Source organism: Aestuariivita sp., assembly GCF_021404545.1.
Taxonomy (GTDB): Bacteria; Pseudomonadota; Alphaproteobacteria; order Rhodobacterales; family Rhodobacteraceae; genus Aestuariivita.
This window is the reverse complement of sequence record NZ_JAAWWD010000004.1, coordinates 121744-144178: the sequence shown is the minus strand read 5'-3', so window position 1 is coordinate 144178 and position 22435 is coordinate 121744. Positions and strand designations below refer to the sequence as shown.

The following is a 22435-nucleotide window of genomic DNA, read 5'->3' as shown; positions in this document are numbered from 1 at the left end:
AAAGTGAATCTCAACAGACCCTGGACCGGTGACGTGATCTTTCGCGGCGAGCGGCTGAACCGGCCCGGCGCGCGCGGCAGCCGCAAATCGCGCAATTTCAGTTACGATGCGGTCACCCGACGGCGCATGAACCCCAGAGCGGCGGCGCGCGCGGATCTGATCCATGTGCCCGAAGGCGGCCTGCTCTTTCTCGAAAAGAGGGTCGAGGAAACCCTGGCCGTTGCCCCGGTCGCGGCCCATGGGCGCGGCGATACCCGCGTGCGGATGGAGCATGTGCATACCCTTTTCCCCGCCTCTGCGAACGGCTGTCCAGCAAGATCCGATATCTTTCAGGCGGGGGACGGCAGATAGTGGCCATCGCCTGCGGGCTTCTGGGCGATCCGCGGCTGATGATCCTCGACGAATCAGCGCTGGGCCTCTCGCATGACGCGCTGATGGCGATGCTGTTCAGAGACAGCGCCGCATGAGCATCGAGAGTTTCCTGTTCGTGCTGACCGGCGGCGTGGTGCTGTGCGCGCTTTATGCGCTGACCTTTGGCCTGTCGGCCGCAATGGCGGGGATCGCGGGGTATTTTGTGGGCTCGATCCGGTTCATCAACCCCACCGTGGGGGCCGATCCACTGATGAAGGCGCTGATCGTGGTGATCTTCGGCGGCATCGCGCGCTTCACCAGCCCGATCCATGCCGCGCTGATGACGATCGTGCTGACGATCAAGCTATCGGGCCTTTTCGGCACCCATCAAAGAACCTTCTGACATGCGCTATGATCCCTCCTTTCACCGCACCAACGGTCTGATCCTGGCAATTCTGATCGTGCTGGGTCTGGCTCTCTTGCCGCATGTCGCGCGGTGTCTCCGAATGGAAAACACGGCACGCCACGCTGGTCATCGGTGCCTTGTTCGCGCGCATCGCGGGCGGGTTTTACGGCTCTTACGTCCCGGTCGCGTCGCCGGATATCTTTGGCATCGGCAGCTTGACCCTGATCCTGTCAATCCTGTTGGTGGGCGGGCTGGGCACGCTTTGGGGCCTGTCCTCGCGGCCTTTGCAGTGATGCTGTTGCGGAGAGCCTGGATTGGAGGAGCGAGGCCGATCGCGCGGCCCGTCCGGGCGTCACCGAAGAGATCGTTACCACCCGCCATGGCAAAATCGCCGTCGCCGATACCGGCCCAGTGTCGATCATACAGGACCCGACATTCTGTTTCTGCACGGCAATTCCGCCTGCAAGGAGGCGTTCGAGCATAAGTTTGCCCATTTCCACAAGACCAACAGGGTGATCGCGTTCGACGTGCCGGGGCATGGTGTCTCGGACAATGGCGATCTCGCCGAAGAGATCCTGTCAGCCCGCGGGATCACACGGCCAGTGGTCGTTGGCTGGTCACTGGGAGGGTTCAACGCGCTGGAGCTGATCGCGGGCGATCCGCAAGCCTGTAGCCGATTGGGCAGCTTGGGCCCTTTTGGCAGGACAAGTGTCGCAGCACGCCCCTGGGCCTTTCTAGCGACTATGGGCCCTTCGTTCCGATGGCTGTAGGCGATCGGCCGGACCCTCGACACTTCGCCGCTGCCTGATTCTGACGCTGTTCTGTGACAGGAGGATTGACAAGCCGCACCGGCTCTCCTTACCAATATCAGTGATGGTTCCCAAACTGCTTCGGCGGGGCGGGATTGAAAGGGAACACGGTGCTGCGGGTCGAAAGACGCGCCTATTCCGTGACTGCCCCCGCAACTGTAGGCGGCGAGCCAACCGAAGGACACCACTGGGCACCCCAAGACGCCCGGGAAGGTTCGGACTATGGCCCAGACCCGCAAGTCAGGAGACCTGCCATCGCAACTCAATTCAACCCAGGCGGGGTGCCTGGCATGGAGCGTTGTGATGATCGACCGGCACCGCCGTGACACTTTGGATTGCTCATGCCAGACCTGCCCATCGCGCGGAGGGCGCAATGGTTCTTGATCGAATTCTTCTGAGGCTGCAGATTCGGCGCATTGCCCCGGAGCGGGCCGCCGAGCTCGCCCAACTTGGCTTTATGGAATGGCTTGGCGCGCTCCCCGGTGAGAGCGATTTTCATCAGCAAGCCATGATCGCCTATCGGCAAGCGGTGCCGCTCAGACGGCAGGCCCCGGCGATTGCGCTGTTCTGCGATCTGCTGGTCGCCTCGACGCGGATGCCGCCAGAACCGCTGGATCTGTCGCTGCCATCGCCACATCGCCGCGGCGGCGCCCGCGGACGGCGGCAGATGAACTGACGGCACGGGGCGCCCTGGCTGCGCCCCTCCCGCAACAGTCGTCAGGCCCTCTTATGGCTTATGGCAGTCCAAAAACCCGGCACGCATCGCCAAAAGCGTAGGTCTGACGTCAGCCCAGGATTGCCCGGGCAAACCCGCCGGAGCCACGAAGGCTAGGCCATCGGGGCAAGACCTGGCGCCGGTTGGAAACCCGTCCAATGCCAGACGATTGGCTCATGACCGACGGTGGTTCTGGCACTGTGGATCCGGGCGAGCCGCGCAAAAATCAGCCTGAGCGATGCTGCTTGAGGCTCCGCTCGCTCTGTAACGCGATGATCCTGAGGGGTTATCCCACCTATCTTTCGGTACGGCTGTCACACGGGCGCCCACATGACACACTCTCATTCCTAGTGTTTTAATCAGGTATTGCCGTTCTGGCCGCTTTGTGATGAAATATGCAAGCTCACTCCAGCAAGACGGCACCGGCCGCACGCCAGGGTCAACTTCCAAACCCCGCTAGGCTGGAGAGGTCATGCGCCTTTTTGCACTCACTGTTGTTGTCGGTCTGTTGGCCACCCCGATCGCCGCCGATGAACGCGACATCGGCGCACATCTCGATATTGAACTAAATGCCACACAACAGGCCGAGGCCGGGTGTCAACTGACTTTTGTCGCGGTGAACGGCCATGCCGCCGAGGTGGAGCAGGCCGTGTTTGAGACGGTCTTGTTCAAGTCCGACGGCGCTGTGGATCGGCTGACGCTGTTTGACTTTGGCGCGCTACCCCCGGGGCTGCCCCGGGTCCGCCAGTTTGTCGTTCAGGGTCTGCAATGCGCAGAGCTGGGGCGATTGCTGATCAACGGGGTGCATGCGTGCCGCGCCCCGGATGTTCCGGGTGACGCCTGCGGAGAAGGCCTGACGGTGTCCAGCCGGATCGCGGTGGGGCTGATCGGATGACCGAGTTGAGCCAGACCCTGAAAGACATCGCCGAGATCGGAGGGCCCGTCGTTTTGATCCTGATGGCCGTGTCGGTCGGCACGCTTGCCATCGTGCTCTACAAACTCTGGCAGTTTCGCGCGGCCGGCGTCGGGCGTCACCGCGCGCTGAAAGACGCAGTGGCCGCATGGGACTCAGGCGACCGCACAAGGGCGAACCAGGCGTTGGAGCGCTCCCAGAGCTATCTTGCACCGGTCATCGACATGGCCTTTACCCAGCGCGCCGCAGACCGGCTGACCAGCGAGGCCGAAGCGCGATTTTCCCGGTTGGAACGGGGGTTGGGCGCACTTGACAGCGTGGCTCAGCTTGCTCCGCTCTTGGGGCTTTTCGGAACGGTTCTGGGCATGATCGAAGCGTTTCAGGCGCTGCAATCGGCAGGCAGTCAGGTGGATCCGTCAATTCTGGCCGGCGGTATATGGGTGGCCCTGCTGACAACCGCCGTGGGACTGGCCGTGGCCATGCCAACCGCCCTGATCCATAGCTGGTTCGAGGCCCGTATGGACGCCGAACGCGTGATTGCCGATCATGCGATCCAGACGGTTCTGGCCCCGCAAGCCACGGCTGCGCGTACCGATGCCATCGGAACCCCGGCCCATGCTTAGGCGCCAGAGATCCCGCAGGCGATTGTCGATGACGTCACTGATCGACGTGATCTTTCTCCTGCTTTTGTTTTTCATGCTCAGCTCGACCTTCTCGACATTCGCCGAAGTGGAGCTGGCCGCAGCCTCTGGCGGCGCGACCGCATCGGACGAACCGCCGATCTTTGTGCAGCTTTTTGAGGACCGCCTGACCGTGAACGGCATTGCCGAGCAGTTGGATACGCTCAGCCTGGATGCAGCGCCCGATCAGGTCGTGCTGGTGGCCCTGCAGGCGGAGGTCAGCGCGCAACGCCTGACCGATCTTCTGGTGGCGCTGCGCAGCCAGGACGGGTTGCGCGTGTCGGTTCTGGGGGCGGGATAATGCGCCCGGCGCGCCGCAAACGCCAGGCAGAGCCGACCATCGCGCTGATCAATATCGTCTTTCTGATGCTTGTGTTTTTCATGGTGGCGGGCACCCTCGCCCAGCCTTTGGACGGATCGCTTGAACTGGTTGAAACGCGTGATCTCGAAGGCCGCGCCCCGCCCGACGCGCTGGTGCTGGATGCACAAGGGCAGATGCGCCATGGCGGACGGCCGGTCGACTCGGCCGCCGCTTTTGTCACCGCCTTGCCGCAGCAGGCGCGCGAGAGCGTGCGTGTGGTTCCGGATCGCGCGGTGCCTGCCGCCAGATTGGTCGCGGTGGCCCGTGAGTTGCAAGACGCCGGTGCGGGCGCGGTGTTGATCGTGACGCAGAGGGCCCTGGAATGATCGTCACATCGCCCATCGCCAAAACCAGCGCCTTGGCCATTGCCGTGGCCGTTCATGCCGCGGTAGGCTGGGCCGCGTTCTCTGCCGAGGAGACGCAGATCGAGGGCCAGACCGGCGCGGCCGAAGCGGCCATCGGCGGCAGTTTCGCCGATCTGGCGGCAGGCACTCTGGTCGCCGAACCTGTGAAGCAACAGGAAATGGTTCGGCCCGAACCCGCGATCGAGGCATCGCCACAAAAACCGACCCAGCCGGTGGCAACCGCCCAGCCTGTACCGATACCGGCTGAGACACCGCTGGTCCAACCGATCAAGGCTCCAACCTACACAACCCCGCTCCCTGCCGATATCGCTCCGGCAGCGACGTCTGAGGCTTTGACCCCGATTCCTGTGCCCCCCACCGCATCGGCGCCGATACCAGCGCCGACCGTTCCTGTGGAGGCAATGCCAACAGCCAGACCCACCCAGGCGCTGGCGGTTGAATCCACCCAGGCACTTGAGCGTCAGGTCGAGCCAGACTTGGTCGCCTCAGCCTCAACGCAGCCGCTGGGCCGGTCCCTGCGCCCGGCGGCGCGACCCGAACATGTCAAACGCGCCAACACCCCTAGGCACGCGGCAAAGCAACCCACGGCACAATCCGCGCGCGGCAACAGCACGCAAAACGCCCACGCCGGAAGCGCGACCGGCAGCCGCCAGGCCACCGCCGCGCGCCAGGCAACCGCGTCAGGACAGGCACAGGACAGCGGCAATGCCGCCGCCTCAAACTATCCCGGTCAGGTGATGCGCAAGATTGCCCGCGTCCCGAAACCCCGCGTCGACGCACGCGGCACGGCGATCATCCGGTTCTCGATTTCCGGCTCGGGCGGGCTGAGCGGCGCATCCGTGGCCCAAAGCTCGGGGTCCGCAGCCCTCGATCAAGCGGCCTTGCGTGTTATCCGCCGCGCCGCGCCGTTTCCACCGCCCCCCACCGGGGCGCGGCGCAGCTTTTCGATCCGCATCGAAGGCGCAAGCTGAGACGTATGAGACGGCCCGAGGGATGTCCCCATCGGGCCGCCTGCGTATTGAGACCCTCGCTCAGAAGGTCTTGGCGAGGGAAACCTTGAGGTTCCGGCCCGCCGAAGGCCGGGTAGACAGACGGCGCGTGAACTGCTTGTCGAATACGTTCTCAAGACCCACGCGGATCTCGGTTCCGTCCCAGACACCGGTCTGCGGTCTGAACGTTGCGCGCAGGTTGTGCACGGCATACCCGGCAGAAACGTCAGGCCCACGATCATAACGCTGATTGGCCACCACTTCCCAGCTGAGGTCGATGGCCTCGTTGAACCGGCGCCCAACCGTCAAACCCAGGCTGTTGGCGGGGTTCTGTTCCCAATCTTCCACACCGGAGGCTTCGCGTGTCGCATCGCCACGTGACACATCAAGATAGCTGTCGATATAGACCCCGTTCTCCATCGCGTAGGAGGCTTCAAGCTCAAACCCCTGCCGGTCCACATCGGTCACAGAATTGCCAGGCGGCAAGCTGCGATAGCTGGTCGCGTCCCAAAGCGCGGAATCGTAGAGTGTTCCTTTCAACGACAGCCTGTCGCCCGCCGCAAAAACGTCGAACCCATCAAATGAGGCCCCCAGTTCAAACGTCCGGGATTTCTCGGATTGGGTCATCAGAAGGGTGTTGTTCAGATCGTCGATGATCGGCAGGTTTTCGGTATAGGCCGCGCTGGCAAAGACCGCGATGCCATTGTCGAACGCATAGCGGACCGACAGGCCCCCCATCAGCGCGTTGTTGGAGAAACTGCCGTCATTGGGCGCGGTAGAGCCTTCGATATCGGAGGTTTCATAGCGCAGGCCCGGCGTGATCGTCCAATTGCCGAAGCGCATGTCATTGACCGCGAAGATCGCCACCCGGTCATCCGTACCGCCCGGGGCCGATGACGCATCCGCGCGTTCGCGACGAATGAACTCGATGCCGGTTCGCAGATCGTGATCCACCGCTCCGGTCACGAACATCGCCCTGTTGCGGACGCGGAAAGTGGTCGTCTCATACTGATGATCGGCATCCCGCAGACCGAACGAGAAGCCGGGAGGGCCTACAGGGACCTGGTCGATCTCCTGATCGGCATAAACCAGTTCGACATCCAGATCGATCAGCGGGTTGTCGACGGGATTGTAGTTGTACCGCAGGGAGATCACGCGGTCGCGGGTTTGCCGATCCACGTTCCCGAAATCGAGCGAGCCGAAGGTCTCATACGGTACATCGAACTCATCGGCCTGGGTATCGGTCAACGAGAAGGTCAGCGACTGATCCATATTCGTCCCGAACCTATAGCGCGCCTTGACCAGATAAGAGGGGTTGTCGACTTCACTGCCCAACGGGTTGATCGGGTTGCCGTCGCCATCGTCGCGCACATCCAGCGTGCGGCGCGTGTAGTTCACCAAAAGCTCAAGGTAATCATCGAGCTGATAGGCAAAGGTGGAGGAGCTGGTGATGCCTTCGCCGTTCGAGGTGAACTCCAGGTTCTGGCGGAATGCGAAACCCGGCTCCCCCCCGGTGACATCGCTGGCATTGATCGTCTCCAGCCGGACCACACCGCCAATCACCCCCGAGCCGAACTCATAGGACCCCACCGTGCCGCGAATAACCTCGACCTCGCGATAAAGATACGGATCGGTAAAAAGCTGGTTGCCGATCCGGTAGATCTCCTCGGAACCACGGGTGGCACCATCAATCTGGATAAGCACCTTTTGATCCGTGCCGAAGGTCTCGTTCGATCCGAACCCGCGCAGGTTAATGCCCGACCCTTGGGGGGTGTCCCCGTTGACCAGCGTCACCCCGGGCACTGAATCGATCAGTTCGGCAACGGTGCCCGCCTGCCGGTCCTCAATCTCCTCTTGATCCACGACGGTGACCGGTGTCGCGGTATCGGTCTGCACCTCACGCTTGCTTTCTCCCAAAGCGATGGTTCCCAGAAATCCATCTTCGGCCTCTTGGGCGGTGGCCGGATTGATCACGGCGCAGATCGCGCCAATCGCGACGCCGCCGCGTAATGCGGCCCATGGTTGTCTCACACGCATTCTTGTCCCCTTGCATGCTGGCTATGTCGAAGCTCGCAAGTGGCTGGCGTGGCGACTATTATAAGATGTATGGCGTCCGCATGTTTTAACGGACCCTTGCACTGGGTAATAATTCCGACTAAATGTGTCAACTATAAACGGCGCGCGAGCGCCAGAGCCACGGTCGCCCGGACGGGCCACGCGCAGCCATACCCTCCCCACGCTAAAGACGAAACGGGACGCTTATGGCCGATACCCCTCTCTATGACCCTTTCCAGGTGCGCGTATTTCGCGACGACAATCCCAAGATGCGCGAACGCGATCTGGCCGCAAAGCTCGATCTGAGCGAAGCCCAGTTGATCGCGGCCCATACCGGGCATGGCGCGACGCGCATCCCCGCCCACCCCGACACCGTGATGGCCGCCGCCCAAGAGCTGGGAGAGGTGATGGCGCTGACCCGTAACCCATCCTGTGTGCATGAAAAAGTCGGGGTCTATGACAACTACCACCCCGGAGCGCACGCCGCGATGGTGCTGACCGAAGAGATCGACCTGCGGATGTTTCCATCGCATTGGCAGCACGGCTATATGGTCGAGAAAGAGACCGAACAGGGCCTGCGCCGCAGCCTTCAGATCTTTGATGCGGCGGGCGACGCGGTGCACAAGATCTTCCTGCGCGCGGGCTCCGATCTTGCGGCCTGGGACAGGCTCAAGACCACGCTGGCCGAACCCGAGCAGCCCCAGATCATAGAGGTTGCGACCCGCGTGCCGCCCGAAGCGGCCAAGTCCAATCCCGACCGTCTGGGCATCCTGCGCAAGGAGTGGGCAAAGATGACCGACACCCATCAGTTCCTGCGCCTGGCCTCCAAGCTCAAGATGAACCGGCTGGGGGCCTACCGGATCGCCGGGGCGCCGTTCGTGCGTGCGCTTGACCCATCGGCGGTCGACCAGATGCTGCACGCGATCCGCGACCGCGAAATCGACGTGATGGTCTTTGTCGGCAATCGCGGCTGCATCCAGATCCATTCCGGTCCGATCGAGACGCTCAGCCCCATGGGCCCCTGGCAAAATGTGATGGACCCCGGCTTTAACCTGCACCTGCGGCTCGATCACGTGGCCGAGGTTTGGGCAGTGGACAAGCCCACCCAACGCGGCAAGGCCGTCTCGGTCGAAGCGTTCGATAACGCGGGTGCGCTGATCTTCCAGATCTTTGGCCTGGGCAAGGAAGGGCGCGACAGCCGTCCCGCCTGGCAGGATATCGTTACCGGTCTTACGTCTCTCAAAACCGAGGAGACGGCCTGATGCGCGCAAACCGCAGATCAGAGAACGGTCTTTTTCTGGCCGTTGCCCTGACCGTCTTTTGGGGTGCGGCGATTGCCCTGTGGATTTCGGCCGAACAAGCCTATTCCGCTCCAAGCAAAAAGGCCAATGTGGTCGCCATCGGCGGCTCGGTCACCGAGATCGTCTATGCTCTGGGCCAGGAACACAGGCTCGTCGCGCGTGACACGACCTCGACCTATCCGCCGCAGGCGCAGGATCTGCCGGATGTCGGCTATGTGCGCGCGCTCTCGCCCGAAGGGGTACTCTCGGTATCACCCGAACTGATTATCACCGAAGGGGGCGCCGGTCCGCCAGAGGCGGTCGAGGTCCTCGAAGCGGCACAGATCGAGATGGTGACCGTGCCAAACGGCTATAGCCGCGAGGCGGTCGTGGCCAAGATCCGCGCGGTGGGCGAGGCGCTGGACGTGGCGACCAAGGCAAACGCGCTTGCCGACCGGATCGACGCGGATCTGCGCGCCGCCGAAGCCAAATCGGCCGCGGTAACGGACGCCCCCAAGCGCGTCCTGTTTATCCTAAGCACCCAGGGCGGGCGGATCCTCGCCTCCGGCACCGGCACGGCCGCCGATGGGATCATCCGCATGGCCGGTGGCCAGAACGCGATGACCCAGTTCGAGGGCTACAAACCCGTCACCGCCGAGGCCATCGCCGCCGCCGCCCCCGATGTGGTGCTGATGATGGACCGCGACGGCAATCACTCGGTCGAGGATGACGTCCTCTTTTCCATGCCCGCGATGCAGACCACACCGGCGGCGGCCAATGATGCGATCATTCGCATGAACGGGCTTTTGTTACTGGGCTTTGGTCCGCGCACCGCCGAGGCCGTCACGCAACTCAACCGGCAGCTTTATGATGGTTGATGCAACCGTTGACGCGCAGGTCGCCCGCGCGCCCGCCCCCGATGACCGGCTGCGCCGGGCCCGCGCGGCTCATCTGTGGCTCGCAATTCTGCTGGGGGTCACCGCGATCTTCAGCCTTGGCGTGGGGGCGACGGATGTCTCGTTGCAGAGCATCGGCCTGAAACTTGTGACCGGAGAACCGCTGACCCAGATGGAGCGGGTCGTGTTGTGGGATATCCGCCTGCCGCGTTTGCTGATGGGCATCGCGGTAGGGGCGGCCCTGGCGGTGTCCGGCGCGCTGATGCAGGGGCTGTTTCGTAACCCATTGGCCGATCCGGGGCTTGTGGGGGTCAGTGCCGGGGCCACGCTGGGGGCCGTCGGCGCGATTGTGCTGGGCGCATCGCTGCCCGTGGCTGTACTGGCCTGGACCGGCGGCGCGCTGGTTCCGCTGGCCGCGTTCGTCGGGGCCTGGGCGACGATGGTCCTGCTCTACCGGATCGCCACCCGGCGCGGTCAGACCTCGGTCGCCACGATGCTACTGGGCGGCATCGCGATTGCGGCGCTGACCATGGCGCTGGTCGGGCTGTTGATCTTCCGGGCGGACGACCTGCAATTGCGCGAGTTGAATTTCTGGCAACTCGGCTCGCTCACAGGGTCAAGCTGGGACAAGCTCATGATCGCGGGCCCGATCATTCTGGGCGCGCTGCTCTTGGCCAACCGGCTGGGCCGTGGGCTGAACGGGTTGGCCCTGGGAGAGGCGACCGCCTCGCATCTGGGCTTTGACGTACAGCAGCTCAAACGCTGGTGCGTCCTGTTGGTGGCCGCCGCCACCGGGGCCGCGGTTGCGGTGTCGGGCGGGATCGGGTTCATCGGCATCGTGGTGCCGCATATCCTGCGCCTGGTCACCGGACCGGATCACCGGACGCTTTTGATCAACGCAGCCTTGCTGGGTGCCACGCTGTTGATCGTGGCGGATATGATCTCGCGCACGATCATCTCGCCGGCCGAATTACCCATCGGGATCGTCACCGCCGTTCTGGGTGGCCCGGTCTTTTTGTGGATCCTTTTGCAGCGGCGCAACGTGGTGGATTTGTAACATGCTCTCAGCTCGCAATATCACGGCCAAATACGGCCGCCGCACGGTCCTGCATGACGTCAGCCTGACCGCGCGGCCCGGCGCGCTCACCGCGATCATCGGGCCCAATGGCTCGGGAAAGACCACCTGCCTCAAGGCGCTGACCGGAGAGTTGGAGCATAGCGGCGTGGTCGCGCTGGGTGGGCGCGATTGCATCACCATGCAGCCCTGGGAGCTGGCGACACTGCGCGCGGTGCTGCCCCAGGCCTCTACTCTCGCCTTTCCGTTCACCGTGATCGAGGTGGTGCGCATGGGCCTGCGATCGGGCGCCGAAGCGCTTGACGACACCATCCCCCTCGCGGCGCTGGACCGGGTCGGGCTGGCAGGCTATGCCAACCGCTTTTTCCAGGAGCTTTCGGGGGGCGAGGCACAGCGGGTCCATCTTGCCCGCGTGTTGTCGCAGGTCTGGCACCCGGTGGTGGAAGCGGAGCCGCGCTGGATGTTCCTCGATGAGCCCGTCTCCAGCCTCGATATCGGGCATCAGTTGGATGTGATGCGCGTGGCGCGCGCCTTTGCCGATCAGGGCGGCGGCGTGGTGGCGATCATTCACGATCTCAATCTGACCGCGATGTTCGCCGATCACGTGATCCTTTTTTCCAAAGGGCGCATCCTGGCGTCCGGGCCCCCCGAAACCGTTATCGCCGAAGAGCTTTTGGCCGAAGTCTATGAGATCGACGAAACCGTGCGGCGTATGCTGTCACTGGCCTTTGAGCTGCGCTCCGCCCCCGGCGGACCCGGAACACATAAAAGCGACAAACCACCCCAGAGCGCGAGTGCAATCAGCGCGTGAAACACCGGGCCTTGCCGCTGCAACGGCATCCGGGCCGCGTGTGGCGGCGGTGTCTATGACACCTATCGGGATCGTCCGCAGCGGCCCGCCCAAAGGGTCGTCTCACGCCGCATCGTCGTTGGGTGTGAGGTCAAACACCTCTCCGGGAAAGAACTTGGCCAGCCGGACATCGGCAGTTCGTGCGTGACCTTCCATTCCTTCCAACCGGGAGATGCGCGCCGTCGCCTGCGCAAGGGCGCGTGATGCATCTCGGGTGGCGCGCTGCCAGGTGACGGTCTTCATGAATTTATGCACCGACAGCCCCCCGGTGTAACGCGCCGCACCTGAGGTTGGCAGGACATGGTTGGGACCCGACGATTTGTCCCCGAAGGCGACCGTGGTTTCTTCGCCCAGAAAGAGCGAGCCATACGCGACCAGACGATCCAGCCACCAGTCGAGGCATGCTGCCTGTACGTGCAGATGCTCGGGCGCGTAATCATCGGCCATCCGCGCCATTTCTTCGCGGGTGTCGCAAAGGATGACCTCGGCGTAATCGGACCAGGCCGCGCGCGCATTGGTCGCGTTCACCTCGGGAAGCTGGTCGATCAGACCCGGCACCAGTTCGAGCACCCGTTCGGCCAGGTTCCGCTCGGTCGTGGCCAGCCAGACCGGGGAGTTATAGCCATGCTCGGCCTGCCCCACGAGATCCCACGCGACAAGATCGGGATCGGCGGTGTGATCGGCCAGGATCATGCTGTCGGTGGGACCTGCGAACATGTCGATCCCCACCTGTCCGTAAAGAATGCGCTTGGCCTCGGCCACATATTGGTTGCCGGGGCCCACGAGGATGTCGGCATTGGGCAGACCAAAGAGACCTTTGGCCATCGCCGCTACGCCCTGCACGCCGCCAAGGTTCAGGATCACATCGGCACCACACAGATCCATCGCAAAGAGGATCGCGGGCGGGATGCCGATACCTGGGCGCGGCGGAGAACAGGCGGCGATATGGGTCACGCCCGCGACTTTCGCAGTGGTGATCGTCATGATCGCGCTGGCGATATGGGCATAACGCCCGCCCGGCACGTAACATCCCGCAGCCGTGACCGGGATCTGCTTTTGCCCCGCGCGCAGGCCCGGCAAGATCTCGATATCGCAATCCATGATCGTGGCCTTCTGCGCCTCGGCAAAGCGCCGAATGTTGCGGTGCGCAAACCGGATATCGTCCTTGAGCTGATCCGGGACCAGAGAGGTGGCGCGGGCGCGATCCGCCTCCGACAGGATCAGCGGCCCGTCCCATTTGTCGAGGCTGCGGGCATAGGCACCCACCGCCTCCTCCCGCTCGGCATCGATCCGGGCCAGCATGTCATGCACCGTGGCCTGGACATCGGTCTGCCCGCTCTGTGCGGTGCGGTGGGCCTTCTTGAGGTAGGTGATTGCCATCGCGAATATCTCCTGGGCCGGGCGGCCGACTTAGTGCTCTTGCTTGAGGTCCTTGCGGCGGAAAGCCCCCTGCACGATGCGGTCGATGACCATCGCGACAAAGAGGATCGCAAGACCGCCCAGAATGCCCGGTCCCTTGGCCGCGAATTGCAGCGCCTCGAGGATCACCTGGCCCAGACCTCCGCCCCCGATGAGCGAGATGATCACGACCATCGACAGGCACATCAGGATCGTCTGGTTCACGCCGGTCATGATTGACGGAGTGGCCAGCGGCAACTCGACATCGCGCAGAATCTGCCAGTTCGATGCGCCGAAGGCTGCTGCGGCCTCCTTGATGCTTTCGGGGACGCCGCGCATGCCCAACGCCGTCAAGCGGATCACGGGCGGCATGCCGAAGATGATCGTGGCCAGAATACCCGGCGGGTTTCCGGTGCCGAAAAAGGCGATGATCGGAATCAGATAGACAAACGCGGGCAGCGTCTGCATCAGGTCAAGAACCGGTTCAGCGAACCGGTAGGCCCGCGCGGATTTGCCGAACCAGATGCCCAGCGGAATCCCGATGGCCACACACAAAACCACAGCCGCGCCGACCAGCGCCACCGTCTCCATCGCGATTTCCCAATAGCCCAGCAACGCGATATAGGCGAGCGCGCCGGCGGTAAAGATGGCCACACGCGGCCCGGCCGACCGCCAGGCGACGACGAAAATCACCGCCATAACAACCGGCCAGGGTGTGCCAATCAGTGCCAGAGAGATCGCGTTGAGAACCTGTCGGATACCCAGCACGATGCCGTCAAAGGCCCCTGCCCCGCTGATGGCGGCGGCGTCGATCACACCTTCCAGCCATCGGGCGGAATTACCATAGACATCGGGGTTGGCCGGAAAGGTCGTGAGCCAGTCTGTGACGTCATCGACCGTAAAGCGATAGACAGTCAGCGGTGCGATGATCAAGGCAAGGAAGATACCCCAGGCAAGGTTGCGCGTGCTCCATCCCGATTGAACGGTCTCGGGTTCAATCCGCCATTCTTCGTATTTCCGCTCCAGCGCCCCATTGGCCCAAAAACCTTGTGCGACGCGCAGGACGACAAGAAGAGCCAACCCAAGAAGCAGGATCTGAATGCTGTCTGCGGCAAGCGCTGCGGCTTCTTCGCGGCTGCGTTCGGCTGCGCGCATCAGGTTATCGCCCAGCGTTTGAAAGCGGGTCGGATCCTGCCCGGCGGCTTCCGCTTCCGCTGCGCGATCCAGAAATTCCTGTGCGCGACCCTCTTGTTGCGTGGCACGCGCCAGGTTTTGTGCACCCAGTTCGCCCCAGCTGCCGCGCCCGATCTGGACCCAGGCAATGATTTCGAGGATCAGAAAACCCCAAAAACCGCCCCACAGGCCACGCCCTGCGGACCAAAGCGGCCCGAGAAGAGCAGCTGCCATGTTGAAGGTGAAGGCAAAAGGACCGGTTGATTCCTGGATCTTCAGGAAGGCCTTTTGATAATAGGTTGCGTTCTGGCCGGTGAACTCCGCGATCGACGCATCAATCGCTTCGCGGTCTGCCGTGATCTCTGCAACATTGGCCGCCCGTGGGGCCTGTGCCGTATCCGTCATGCCTTGCCCCCTTGAATGCCGCGCAGCAGCGTTTCCTTGCTGACAAGGCCGACTTCGCGGCCCGCGTCAGTGATGATGATTGGCCCGTCCGTGCTGACAGAAATGTCGATCAGCATATCGAGATCGCTGTCCCCGTCGGCACGCGGCGCGCCATTCAGGGCCGTAGTGTCGCCTGTCAGAGGTTCCATGATCGTATGGGCACGCACCAGTTTAAGGCGGCTGATCCCCTGCACGAACTCGCGCACATACTCGTCGGCAGGCTGCGTCACGATCTCTTCTGGGGTGCCGATCTGAACGATCACACCGTCTTTCATGATCGCAATGCGGTGGCCGATGCGGATCGCCTCATCCAGGTCATGCGTGATAAAAAGCGTGGTCTTTTTCAGATCTTCGACCAGCGACTTGAACTGATCCTGCAACTGCAACCGGATCAGCGGATCCAGCGCCGAGAACGGCTCGTCCATCAACAGGATTTCAGGGTCCGAAGCCAGCGCGCGGGCGATCCCCACACGCTGCTGCATACCGCCCGACAACTCGCGCGGGAGGCGGTCTTCATACCCGTCGAGGTTCACAAGGTTCAGCGTATGTTGCGACACGGCCCAGCGGCGCGATTTCGGCACTCCGCGAATTTCCAAGGGATATGCCACGTTCTCGCGCACCGACCGGTGCGGCATCAGGGCCATGTGCTGAAAGACCATGCCAATATGTTTGGCGCGCATCTCGCGCAGTTCCTTGGCGTTTTTCTTGCCGACGTCCTCGCCCAGCACCTTGATCGTGCCCGCACTGGGTTCGATTAATCGATTGACATGGCGCACCAGGGTCGATTTTCCCGATCCCGAAAGGCCCATGATACAGAAGATCTCGCCGCGAGAGACAGAAAATGTCGCTTCTCGCACGCCGATAACGGTGCCGAATTCATCCAGGGCCTGAGGTTTGGTCAAACCTCGCGTTTTGGCGGCGTCGATGGTTTCGGCACTGCGATTGCCAAATACCTTCCAGACGTCCGTCAGTTCAACAACGGCTTCGCTCATGATCGGTTTCCCAGGTGAAGGGTATAGGTGTGAGGGCTGCGCAAGATTGTCTGTCGCGCAGCCCCTGCATGTGCGCCGCCTGGCTTAATTCGTCAGCCAGCCGAGAACGACATCTTCGTTTGCAGCGATCCACTGAGCCGCAAAGTCTTCGGGCTCCATGTCGTTGAGCGAGAGCTCAAGACCCATGGCCGACAACGCATCGGAAGGGATCTGATAGGCATCAAAGAGGGCTGCCACCTCGGGGTAGTTCTCCGACACTTCTGCGGAATAGTGCAGGTGCAAAGTGGCCCCTTTCCAGGCGGTCGAGGCCATGGATTTGTCCAGCCACTGGGGGTCATCGGTGGGCTGCACGATGTTCCAGGTCGCCGGATCATGCGCGGGCTCATCGAGATAGACCATGTCATAGGCCACGAAGATGAAGTGCGGCTCATAACAGAAGCCGATCCAGGGTCCTTCAGTGTCGACCGATGCCGCCAGCGCCGCGTAAGCGACGGATTCGTCATACTCTTCCAGATCCATCACAGCGTCATAGCCATATGACCGTCCGCGGATGCGCTCGATGACCGTCGAGGCCCAGCCCGGCGCGCCGATCCAGACCTGCGGTGTGCCATCGCCATCGGTGTCGAAGGCGGCCATCTTGTCGGGATCGGTCAGATCCTCGATCGAGGTGATGCCGTATTTGTCCACCACATGGGCGGGCACACACATGCCCTGACGCGCCTGCACGGGGTTGTCGTTCATCACCACGGTGCCACGCTCCTGCACATAGGTGTCATGCAGGTTCTGCTGATTTGGCAGCCAGACTTCGGGATGCATATGCATGGAACCTGAATCCATCGCCTCGAAGATAATGGGGTTTGTGCCGCTTTGCAGTTCGACTTCCAGGCCAAAATTCTCTTCGATCACTTGCGCCAGGATATGCGAGGTTGCCACGCCTGAGGGCCAGTTCGGCATGCCCAGCACCAGATCCTGGGCGCTTGCGGTGCCGATGCCCGCAACGCTCAGCGCGCTGGCGACAAGGGTTGCACGTACCGTCGATGTCAACATGGGGTTATTTCCTTTCCCTGTTGGTCGGATTTATTTTTGGGGGACACGGCGCCCGACCTGTGCGCGGCGGTCCCTATTGCTGGGCGTGTCGGCGTTTGCCGACTGTGCCCGGTTGAAAAACGGATGATCTCGGCAACGAGCCGATCGAGCGTGTCAATCGGTCGAACGTCCTCTGGAAGAGCGCTCGAAATCAAGGAAAACTCGGTACAGGCGATCAATTGCACCTGCGCACCGGCTGCCAGCACGCAGGCAGAGGCAGAGGCCAGCGTCGTGCGCGCCAGCGCCACGGGGCCTTCGGCCTTGATCTGACGGATCGCGGCCAGAAGGGCGGCCTCGTCATCGGGATAGACCGCCTCAAGGCCGGCCTGCGCAAGCGCCGCGTCGAAAAGGCCAACGCGGCGAATGGCCGGAGAGGCGAGGATACCGACCTTGCCGCCCGCGCCTGCGCGTTCACGGGCTTTGGCAACCGACAGCGCCACCATGTCCAGGAACGGCACCTCGACCGCTGACGCGATCTGCGGCGCGAAATGATGGGCTGTGTTGCAGGGCATGGCCAGCGCCTCGGCCCCGGCCGCGACAAGCCGTTCGGCCATCTCCACCAGGACAGGACCGGGATCGGCACCCTTCCCTTCGATCAGGCGGGCAATACGCGATGGCACCTGCGGGTTCTGATCCACCAGCAGCGGGATGTGATCGGCATCATCCGCAGCAGCCGTCGCCGCAATCACCTTCTGCATCAGAAGGACTGTCGCCTCCGGGCCCATACCGCCCAATATGCCGACCCGGCGTCGCACCTGCTATTCAGCCGCCATTCTGGCGGTGCCGGGGATCAGCACACTGTCATAGCCAAAAAGGCCAACCGCGCCGCCGGTATGCAGAAAGACCACGCGCTCCGCTTTCTTGAACTTGCCCTTCCGGCAATAATCTATCAGCCCCGCTGCCCCCTTGCCTGAATAGACCGGGTCCAGAAGGATGCCTTCCAGTTCCGCAAACATACGGATCGCCTCCAGCGTATCGGCGCGGGGCAACCCGTAACCGTCGCCCACATAGCTTGTGTCGGCACGGACATCGGCGCGCGTAACAACACCTGAACATCCGATCTTATCTGCGGTCTTGCAGGCCAGATCATAGACCATCTGCTCTTGCTTTTCCTGCGGCGCACGGGTGCCAAAGCCCAATAGGGGAATACCTGCATTGAGCGCTTTCAACCCGACGATGAGACCGGCCTGCGTGCCAGAAGATCCGGTGGCATGCACCAGATGGTCGATGACGAGCCCGCGCTCATTGGCTTGGTTCACAAGTTCCATTGCACAATTAGCGTAGCCCAGCGCCCCGGTCGCGTTAGAGCCACCTCCGGGAATCACATAGACTAATTTATCCTTCTGGCGCTCGGCCTGGGCCGCGCGCTCCATCTCACCGGGCATGTCATGGCCACCGGGAAACCTCTCGGTGGTGGCTCCGTGCAGATGATCCAAAAGGACATTGCCGTTCTCATTATAGTTATGGTCCGGATAGCCAGTACGGTCTTCCAGCAGGATATGACATTTCATTCCCAGCTTGGCGGCAAAGGCGGCGGTCTGACGGGCGTGGTTGGACTGCGTGGCCCCTTGGGTCATGACCATGTCCGCACCCATCGCCTCGGCCTCGGCCATGAGAAACTCCAGCTTTCTGGTCTTGTTGCCGCCTGTCGACATACCGGTGCAATCGTCGCGCTTGATCCAGATCTCGGGCCCGCCCAACTCCTTGCTGAGGCGCTCCAGCGGCTCCAGCGGCGTCGGAAGATGGGCGAGATGCAGGCGTGGAAAGCGGGCGAGGTGCATTGGGCGATGTCCGTTCTGTTTTATTCAAGCCAAAACGGTTGCATTGCAGCGCCGGGAACGCAAATGCGAATTTGTGCTATTAAAATGCATAACCTGCATGTTATGCCACGGCATGCGGCTTGAATGGCTTGATGATATCCTTGCAATTGCAAGAACCGGATCTTTCTCCAAGGCGGCGGAGCACCGAAATCTGACCCAATCGGCCTTCTCCAGGCGGGTGCAGGCGATTGAGGATTACGTGGGCATCCCGCTTTTCGATCGCGCGCGGAAACCGGTGCAACTGCGCCCTACGACTTTGGATCAGCATGACCAAATCGCCCGGCTGGCCAATGATCTGCGACAACTCGTCGTTGATCTGCGCCGTGGCGACAGGGTAAGCGGCAACCGGATCGTTTTTGCCAGCCAGCATGCGCTGACGACCTCGTTGACACCGCATCTTCTGCGCTGGATCGGAACCCGCGCGCCGGAAGCTTATGTGCGGCTGCGCTCGGCCAATCAGGACGAGTGCTTTGCGCTGGTGCTGACACGGCAGGCCGACCTGGCACTGGTCTATCGCGCATCCGGGCAGGATCAGCAGATCGAGGGCGATTTCATCGAACGACTCGTGCTGGGCCGTGAGCGTTTGATTCCGGTGTTTTCCCGCGCCATGTCCGACACCCTCAACCGATCATTCCAATCCGGAGAGCTGCCGTTCATCGCCTATCCGGGTGAGGTGTTCCTCGGCCAGGTGATGGAGCGTTCGGTTCTTTCGGCCGTGCGGGGTATGGCGCGCGCGACGCCCAAGGCCGAAACCGCATTGACGCTTGCCGCACTTGAGCTTGCTGCGGTCGGCGTCGGTGTGGCCTGGGTCCCGTCGTCCCTGGCCCGCGCGCGGGTGGAGGCCGGGGAACTGGTCGACCTTTCCACGACACTGCCCAGCGTCAATCTGGACGTCACCGCCTTGCGGGTCTCGGGTCGGCCCAACAAGATGCAGGCGGCAATCTGGGACCAGCTGCGTTCGATTTCAGAGACATGGCCAGACGCCCCGCCCTTCTGATCTGCGCCTGGACGCCGAAGCCCGGGCCGAGGCGGCCGCCACCAATCTAACCGCCCAAGAACTGCGATAACACGGATGGGCTTGACCCGATCTCTAGGACGGTGCGGCCCGTCGGGCCATCGGAACAACCTCATAGCCCGGCTCTTCGGGTTCATCATCTGTCATCTCGTCGGGAAATCCGTCGGCCAGAATCGCTAGTCCGGTTGCATCCTCAAGACGTCGGATGATGTTGGGCGACAATTCGCGTTCGCCATAGCGGGCGATGCCATCCGCGAAAATCTCGATCATCAGCGGGCTGATTTCCAACGGGACGCCGTTGTCCTCGGCGATCTTCTGAAAAAGGCCGATATCCTTTTTTACCAGATCCATCGTGAACGAGATATCGCGGCTGCCGTTCAGAATGACCTGTCCTTCGGTTTCCGCGACGAAAGACGTGCCCGAAGAGATCGTGATCGCCTCATAGGTGGTGGCCAGATCGATCCCGGCGGCCTTCATCGTGACCAGGGCCTCGGCGATTGTCAGCAGATTGGCAGTGGCCAGATAGTTCGTCATCACCTTCAAGACCGAGGCCGAGCCGATCTCGCCAGTGTGCAGAACCCGACGGCCCAGCGTCGTCAGCATCGGCAACATCCGCTCGAACGTCTCGCGGTCACAACCGGCAAAGATCGATATATTGCCGGTGGCCGCCCGGTGGCAGCCGCCCGAAACGGGGCATTCGATCGGCGCGGCCCCCTTGGCGCGCACCCGGTCTGCGATCCGTTTGACCTCGGCTTTGTCGGTGGTGGACATCTCGGCCCAGATCTTGCCCTTGCTCAGGCCCGCCAGGACACCGTCCTCGGCTTCCATCACCTCAGAACAGGCGGTCGGCGATGGCAGGCAGGTGATGACGATATCACAGGTTTCTGCCAACTCCTTTGGGCTGTCGGCGCGGCCCGCCCCGCGCGCAACGAACGCCCCTACCAGCTCCTCGTTGAGATCGCGCACTGTCAGGTCAAACCCGTTGCGCAGGATGGATCCAGCCAGCTTACCACCGACATTGCCAAGTCCGATAAATCCGATCTTCATATCTTGCTCCTTTGCTAGGCACCGCGATCTCACGGGCAGACGGCGGGCATTCCCAGGCCCGCTACTCTTCGGAAAACGTGTATTCGACCTCACCAAAGGCATGCATGGCAAAACCATAGGCAAAGGATACGCCGTCCGGACCGGCGGCAAAGCTGTGTTCCGCATTGCCGGGAATGTAGACGGTCGAACTGCGGATGACCGGATGGGCCGCGCCGTCGATAGTCACCACGCCCGAACCGGAAAGAACGAAATAGAACTCGGCCGGGGGGTGCCGATGCGCCGCCAGCAGTCCGCCTGCGGGGATTTGTGCGACACCCAAAACCAGTTCGGAAGAGGCCATCCGGTCCCGACAGATCAAGGTGCGCCAGGTTACACCGCCATATTGTGGACCGAAGCCCCCTTCGATTGGCTGGTCATCCGCATGGACGACATATCGCGAAGCTGCGAAAGAACCGGCGCGATTGTCGTTTGCCGCGGCATCAACGACAAAAACCTCGGCCTCAACCGGGGGTGCAGGCATGTCATTTCCTCCCTCTGCGATGGCCATCGCTGACATGAATTTCAGGCGATACTTGATTGGTTGAACGCAAAAGAGAAACGAATAATAATCCGCTTTATCTGCAAAATTTTTTGGTGCTAGACATGCAACCACGCGCCCCGAACCTGACCTGGCTGCGCAGTTTCGAGGCCGCCGCGCGGCTGCTGAGCTTTACCCAGGCCGGGCGCGAGCTTGGTCTGACCCAAACCGCGATCAGCCTGCATATCAAGTCACTCGAAGCCACGCTGGGCTGTCAGTTGTTCGTGCGCCGCGCGCGTCATTTATCGCTCAGCGCGATGGGGCAGGCCTATTTGCAATCCGTAACCGAGGCGTTGACGAATATCGACCTGGCGACAACCAGCTTGTTCGGACCGGTGGCGCGCCAGACGATCACGGTGCGGGCCCCGATTTCGACGGCCGCGTTGTGGCTGGCCCCCCGCCTGCCACGGTTTACCGCCGCTCACCCGGGGATCAGCGTGCGCCTGATCTCGACCATCTGGGCCACGTCGATTTCAGACGAGGATGTGGATGTCGATGTTCGGCAAGGGGTCGGTCACTGGCCCGGGCTTGAAGTCGAACAGATCTCGACCGAAGCAATCGTGCCCATCCAGTCCAGCAAAGGCCCGGTCATCACCGTGGACAGCCCCGACTTTGCGACCGTGCCGCTCCTCCACATTCTGGGCTACGAGGATATGTGGCACCGGTATCTGTCAGCGCAGGGGGTGGGGGTGCCCATCTCCAAGTCGGCCTTGATCGTGGATACAACGACGGTTGCCATCGCACTGGTCGCAGCGGGGGGTGGACACGCGGCGATTCAAGCGCGGTTTGCACAGAGTGCGGTTGCCGCGGGCGCCGGTGTCGCGATCGTCGGCGACCCTGTACCCTTCCATCAGTCACATTACCTGATCCGTGGGAAATCACAGCGCCTGCACCGACCGGAGGTCGAGATGTTTCGAGAATGGCTGCGCAACATCTTCGCCGATGAGGCCGCTGCTGTCGTGTGACCCCTACCGTCGCACCGGGTCCAAAGACCCACCAAAGGACCATGTCCGCGCTGCGTTCGATGGCTGGCGCGGCCCACAGGCGATGCAAGCCCGGCTCAAGGGCAAGGCACATAAGCGTTTGCCGCAGGACAGAGCGCCCAGGGACAAGATTTGCCCTGCCACCCGTCTTGAAG

General features: G+C 62.5%; 26 protein-coding genes and 1 riboswitch. Of the genes, 17 read left to right on the top strand and 9 right to left on the bottom strand.

From position 1 onward, the window contains the following. The 11 genes from HEP69_RS03950 to HEP69_RS03905 all read left to right on the top strand — a co-directional run. Positions 1-351, top strand: a 351-nt coding sequence (locus tag HEP69_RS03950; protein WP_290557218.1) for a hypothetical protein, incomplete at its 5' end; no start/stop codon positions are given. Next, positions 351-467 carry a hypothetical protein gene (locus HEP69_RS23695; protein ID WP_366111298.1) on the top strand — a complete coding sequence of 39 codons (117 nt, stop codon included), beginning with the start codon at positions 351-353 and terminating at the stop codon, positions 465-467. The genes HEP69_RS03950 and HEP69_RS23695, both read left to right, overlap by 1 nt. Continuing rightward, on the top strand, positions 464-754 hold the full coding sequence (locus tag HEP69_RS03945; protein WP_290557217.1) for a hypothetical protein: 291 nt from the start codon (positions 464-466) through the stop codon (positions 752-754). Before HEP69_RS23695 ends, HEP69_RS03945 begins: the two co-directional genes overlap by 4 nt. Positions 755-837: 83 nt before the next feature. Further along, the gene (locus tag HEP69_RS03940) at positions 838-1050 is read left to right on the top strand and encodes a hypothetical protein (RefSeq protein ID WP_290557216.1); all 213 of its coding nucleotides are present in this window, start codon (positions 838-840) and stop codon (positions 1048-1050) included. 21 nt (positions 1051-1071) lie between these two features. Continuing rightward, entirely contained in the window at positions 1072-1527 is a 456-nt protein-coding gene (locus HEP69_RS03935) for an alpha/beta hydrolase (RefSeq protein WP_290557215.1), read from the top strand. 87 nt (positions 1528-1614) lie between these two features. Next, a riboswitch (cobalamin riboswitch) is annotated at positions 1615-1838 on the top strand. 101 nt (positions 1839-1939) lie between these two features. Then, on the top strand, positions 1940-2242 hold the full coding sequence (locus HEP69_RS03930) for a hypothetical protein (protein ID WP_290557214.1): 303 nt from the start codon (positions 1940-1942) through the stop codon (positions 2240-2242). A 511-nt stretch (positions 2243-2753) separates the two neighbouring features. After that, positions 2754-3176, top strand: coding sequence for a hypothetical protein (locus HEP69_RS03925; protein ID WP_290557213.1), 423 nt, complete (start codon positions 2754-2756; stop codon positions 3174-3176). Beyond that, on the top strand, positions 3173-3817 hold the full coding sequence (locus HEP69_RS03920) for a MotA/TolQ/ExbB proton channel family protein (RefSeq protein ID WP_290557212.1): 645 nt from the start codon (positions 3173-3175) through the stop codon (positions 3815-3817). Before HEP69_RS03925 ends, HEP69_RS03920 begins: the two co-directional genes overlap by 4 nt. After that, the gene (locus HEP69_RS03915) at positions 3810-4175 is read left to right on the top strand and encodes a biopolymer transporter ExbD (RefSeq protein ID WP_290557211.1); all 366 of its coding nucleotides are present in this window, start codon (positions 3810-3812) and stop codon (positions 4173-4175) included. Before HEP69_RS03920 ends, HEP69_RS03915 begins: the two co-directional genes overlap by 8 nt. After that, positions 4175-4561 carry a biopolymer transporter ExbD gene (locus HEP69_RS03910; RefSeq protein ID WP_290557210.1) on the top strand — a complete coding sequence of 129 codons (387 nt, stop codon included), beginning with the start codon at positions 4175-4177 and terminating at the stop codon, positions 4559-4561. The genes HEP69_RS03915 and HEP69_RS03910 overlap by 1 nt, the downstream gene beginning before the upstream one ends. Next, complete coding sequence (locus HEP69_RS03905) at positions 4558-5571, top strand: TonB family protein (protein WP_290557209.1); 1014 nt, start codon at positions 4558-4560, stop codon at positions 5569-5571. The genes HEP69_RS03910 and HEP69_RS03905 overlap by 4 nt, the downstream gene beginning before the upstream one ends. A 60-nt stretch (positions 5572-5631) precedes the next feature. Here HEP69_RS03905 and HEP69_RS03900 read toward each other — a convergent pair whose 3' ends face one another. Beyond that, entirely contained in the window at positions 5632-7626 is a 1995-nt protein-coding gene (locus HEP69_RS03900; protein WP_290557208.1) for a TonB-dependent receptor, read from the bottom strand. 224 nt (positions 7627-7850) lie between these two features. On the opposite strand from HEP69_RS03900, the gene HEP69_RS03895 reads away from it, so the two are divergent. The 4 genes from HEP69_RS03895 to HEP69_RS03880 are packed head-to-tail and all read left to right on the top strand — an operon-like array spanning position 7851 to position 11706. Continuing rightward, on the top strand, positions 7851-8906 hold the full coding sequence (locus HEP69_RS03895) for a ChuX/HutX family heme-like substrate-binding protein (protein ID WP_290557207.1): 1056 nt from the start codon (positions 7851-7853) through the stop codon (positions 8904-8906). Next, complete coding sequence (locus HEP69_RS03890; protein WP_290557206.1) at positions 8906-9802, top strand: ABC transporter substrate-binding protein; 897 nt, start codon at positions 8906-8908, stop codon at positions 9800-9802. The genes HEP69_RS03895 and HEP69_RS03890 overlap by 1 nt, the downstream gene beginning before the upstream one ends. Continuing rightward, on the top strand, positions 9795-10877 hold the full coding sequence (locus tag HEP69_RS03885; RefSeq protein WP_290557205.1) for an iron ABC transporter permease: 1083 nt from the start codon (positions 9795-9797) through the stop codon (positions 10875-10877). The genes HEP69_RS03890 and HEP69_RS03885 overlap by 8 nt, the downstream gene beginning before the upstream one ends. A 1-nt stretch (position 10878) precedes the next feature. Next, complete coding sequence (locus HEP69_RS03880) at positions 10879-11706, top strand: heme ABC transporter ATP-binding protein (RefSeq protein WP_290557204.1); 828 nt, start codon at positions 10879-10881, stop codon at positions 11704-11706. Positions 11707-11808: 102 nt separating this feature from the next. On the opposite strand, the gene hisD is transcribed toward HEP69_RS03880, so the two are convergent. The 6 genes from hisD to HEP69_RS03850 all read right to left on the bottom strand — a co-directional run bounded on the left by hisD (position 11809) and on the right by HEP69_RS03850 (position 18619). After that, complete coding sequence (gene hisD, locus HEP69_RS03875) at positions 11809-13125, bottom strand: histidinol dehydrogenase (RefSeq protein WP_290557203.1); 1317 nt, start codon at positions 13123-13125, stop codon at positions 11809-11811. 30 nt (positions 13126-13155) lie between these two features. Further along, on the bottom strand, positions 13156-14721 hold the full coding sequence (locus HEP69_RS03870) for an ABC transporter permease subunit (RefSeq protein ID WP_290557202.1): 1566 nt from the start codon (positions 14719-14721) through the stop codon (positions 13156-13158). After that, a complete protein-coding gene (locus HEP69_RS03865; RefSeq protein ID WP_290557201.1) occupies positions 14718-15752 on the bottom strand; it encodes a glycine betaine/L-proline ABC transporter ATP-binding protein in 1035 nt (344 codons plus the stop codon). Before HEP69_RS03865 ends, HEP69_RS03870 begins: the two co-directional genes overlap by 4 nt. Positions 15753-15836: 84 nt before the next feature. Continuing rightward, the gene (locus tag HEP69_RS03860; RefSeq protein WP_290557200.1) at positions 15837-16799 is read right to left on the bottom strand and encodes a glycine betaine ABC transporter substrate-binding protein; all 963 of its coding nucleotides are present in this window, start codon (positions 16797-16799) and stop codon (positions 15837-15839) included. Then, the gene (locus HEP69_RS03855) at positions 16793-17593 is read right to left on the bottom strand and encodes an amino acid racemase (protein ID WP_366111297.1); all 801 of its coding nucleotides are present in this window, start codon (positions 17591-17593) and stop codon (positions 16793-16795) included. The genes HEP69_RS03860 and HEP69_RS03855 overlap by 7 nt, the downstream gene beginning before the upstream one ends. A 3-nt stretch (positions 17594-17596) precedes the next feature. Beyond that, positions 17597-18619 carry a D-cysteine desulfhydrase gene (locus tag HEP69_RS03850; protein WP_290557199.1) on the bottom strand — a complete coding sequence of 341 codons (1023 nt, stop codon included), beginning with the start codon at positions 18617-18619 and terminating at the stop codon, positions 17597-17599. Between the two features lie 112 nt (positions 18620-18731). Between HEP69_RS03850 and HEP69_RS03845 the strand changes: the two genes are divergently transcribed. Continuing rightward, complete coding sequence (locus HEP69_RS03845) at positions 18732-19655, top strand: LysR family transcriptional regulator (RefSeq protein WP_290557198.1); 924 nt, start codon at positions 18732-18734, stop codon at positions 19653-19655. Positions 19656-19748: 93 nt separating this feature from the next. Here HEP69_RS03845 and HEP69_RS03840 read toward each other — a convergent pair whose 3' ends face one another. Together HEP69_RS03840 and HEP69_RS03835 are read right to left on the bottom strand one after the other, a co-directional pair. Next, positions 19749-20720, bottom strand: a complete 972-nt coding sequence (locus HEP69_RS03840) for an NAD(P)-dependent oxidoreductase (protein WP_290557197.1) — start codon at positions 20718-20720, stop codon at positions 19749-19751. A gap of 61 nt (positions 20721-20781) precedes the next feature. Beyond that, positions 20782-21240 carry a cupin domain-containing protein gene (locus HEP69_RS03835; RefSeq protein WP_290557196.1) on the bottom strand — a complete coding sequence of 153 codons (459 nt, stop codon included), beginning with the start codon at positions 21238-21240 and terminating at the stop codon, positions 20782-20784. Positions 21241-21362: 122 nt separating this feature from the next. Here HEP69_RS03835 and HEP69_RS03830 point away from each other — a divergent pair, with 122 nt between their 5' ends. Continuing rightward, entirely contained in the window at positions 21363-22262 is a 900-nt protein-coding gene (locus tag HEP69_RS03830) for a LysR substrate-binding domain-containing protein (RefSeq protein ID WP_290557195.1), read from the top strand. Positions 22263-22435: the final 173 nt, after the last annotated feature.

What these genes read in the sequence shown, in the direction of transcription:
- HEP69_RS03945 (WP_290557217.1), top strand. Translation starts at nt 464, where the DNA reads ATGAGCATCGAGAGTTTCCTGTTCGTGCTGACCGGCGGCGTGGTGCTG.
- HEP69_RS03940 (WP_290557216.1), top strand. Translation starts at nt 838, where the DNA reads ATGTCGCGCGGTGTCTCCGAATGGAAAACACGGCACGCCACGCTGGTC.
- HEP69_RS03930 (WP_290557214.1), top strand. Translation starts at nt 1,940, where the DNA reads ATGGTTCTTGATCGAATTCTTCTGAGGCTGCAGATTCGGCGCATTGCC.
- HEP69_RS03925 (WP_290557213.1), top strand. Translation starts at nt 2,754, where the DNA reads ATGCGCCTTTTTGCACTCACTGTTGTTGTCGGTCTGTTGGCCACCCCG.
- HEP69_RS03920 (WP_290557212.1), top strand. Translation starts at nt 3,173, where the DNA reads ATGACCGAGTTGAGCCAGACCCTGAAAGACATCGCCGAGATCGGAGGG.
- HEP69_RS03915 (WP_290557211.1), top strand. Translation starts at nt 3,810, where the DNA reads ATGCTTAGGCGCCAGAGATCCCGCAGGCGATTGTCGATGACGTCACTG.
- HEP69_RS03910 (WP_290557210.1), top strand. Translation starts at nt 4,175, where the DNA reads ATGCGCCCGGCGCGCCGCAAACGCCAGGCAGAGCCGACCATCGCGCTG.
- HEP69_RS03905 (WP_290557209.1), top strand. Translation starts at nt 4,558, where the DNA reads ATGATCGTCACATCGCCCATCGCCAAAACCAGCGCCTTGGCCATTGCC.
- HEP69_RS03900 (WP_290557208.1), bottom strand. Translation starts at nt 7,626, where the DNA reads ATGCGTGTGAGACAACCATGGGCCGCATTACGCGGCGGCGTCGCGATT.
- HEP69_RS03895 (WP_290557207.1), top strand. Translation starts at nt 7,851, where the DNA reads ATGGCCGATACCCCTCTCTATGACCCTTTCCAGGTGCGCGTATTTCGC.
- HEP69_RS03890 (WP_290557206.1), top strand. Translation starts at nt 8,906, where the DNA reads ATGCGCGCAAACCGCAGATCAGAGAACGGTCTTTTTCTGGCCGTTGCC.
- HEP69_RS03885 (WP_290557205.1), top strand. Translation starts at nt 9,795, where the DNA reads ATGGTTGATGCAACCGTTGACGCGCAGGTCGCCCGCGCGCCCGCCCCC.
- HEP69_RS03880 (WP_290557204.1), top strand. Translation starts at nt 10,879, where the DNA reads ATGCTCTCAGCTCGCAATATCACGGCCAAATACGGCCGCCGCACGGTC.
- hisD (WP_290557203.1), bottom strand. Translation starts at nt 13,125, where the DNA reads ATGGCAATCACCTACCTCAAGAAGGCCCACCGCACCGCACAGAGCGGG.
- HEP69_RS03870 (WP_290557202.1), bottom strand. Translation starts at nt 14,721, where the DNA reads ATGACGGATACGGCACAGGCCCCACGGGCGGCCAATGTTGCAGAGATC.
- HEP69_RS03865 (WP_290557201.1), bottom strand. Translation starts at nt 15,752, where the DNA reads ATGAGCGAAGCCGTTGTTGAACTGACGGACGTCTGGAAGGTATTTGGC.
- HEP69_RS03860 (WP_290557200.1), bottom strand. Translation starts at nt 16,799, where the DNA reads ATGTTGACATCGACGGTACGTGCAACCCTTGTCGCCAGCGCGCTGAGC.
- HEP69_RS03850 (WP_290557199.1), bottom strand. Translation starts at nt 18,619, where the DNA reads ATGCACCTCGCCCGCTTTCCACGCCTGCATCTCGCCCATCTTCCGACG.
- HEP69_RS03845 (WP_290557198.1), top strand. Translation starts at nt 18,732, where the DNA reads ATGCGGCTTGAATGGCTTGATGATATCCTTGCAATTGCAAGAACCGGA.
- HEP69_RS03840 (WP_290557197.1), bottom strand. Translation starts at nt 20,720, where the DNA reads ATGAAGATCGGATTTATCGGACTTGGCAATGTCGGTGGTAAGCTGGCT.
- HEP69_RS03835 (WP_290557196.1), bottom strand. Translation starts at nt 21,240, where the DNA reads ATGCCTGCACCCCCGGTTGAGGCCGAGGTTTTTGTCGTTGATGCCGCG.
- HEP69_RS03830 (WP_290557195.1), top strand. Translation starts at nt 21,363, where the DNA reads ATGCAACCACGCGCCCCGAACCTGACCTGGCTGCGCAGTTTCGAGGCC.